Genomic DNA, 367 nt, shown 5'->3' with positions numbered 1-367 from the left:
GAGACCCTCGACGCGCTGGGCCGCCCGCTGCGGACCGCGGACAACTACCGCGACGGCGCCTACGCCAAAGAGCCCGACGCCGACGGCGCCCGGGTGCTGGCCCAGGCCGACTACTCCCAGTGGGCCCACTACCAGGTGACCATGACCGACCAGGCCGGACGCAGAACCGTTGCCTCCACCGACCCGTGGGGGCACACCAGCAGTGTGACCGGCCCCGACGGCACCACCGTCAAGACGGCCTCCGACATCGTCGGCGAGGCGGTCGCGCAAGGCGTGCTGGGCGCGGACCAGAAGGATGCCCCGCTGGCGGATGCGCGCGCGGTGTCCGTGCAGGACGCCGACACTGCGGCCCGGACCACCTCGGCGA

General features: G+C 73.6%; 1 protein-coding gene. It reads left to right on the top strand.

Annotated elements, in window-relative coordinates:
• The coding region (locus IF89_RS39850) for a hypothetical protein (protein ID WP_043195031.1) at window positions 1-367 on the top strand (367 nt) is incomplete at both ends.

Source organism: Streptomyces sp. NRRL F-2664, assembly GCF_000719345.1.
GTDB lineage: Bacteria > Actinomycetota > Actinomycetes > Streptomycetales > Streptomycetaceae > Streptomyces.
Note: the sequence above shows the minus strand (reverse complement) of the source record. Positions and strands in the feature narration are given on the sequence as shown.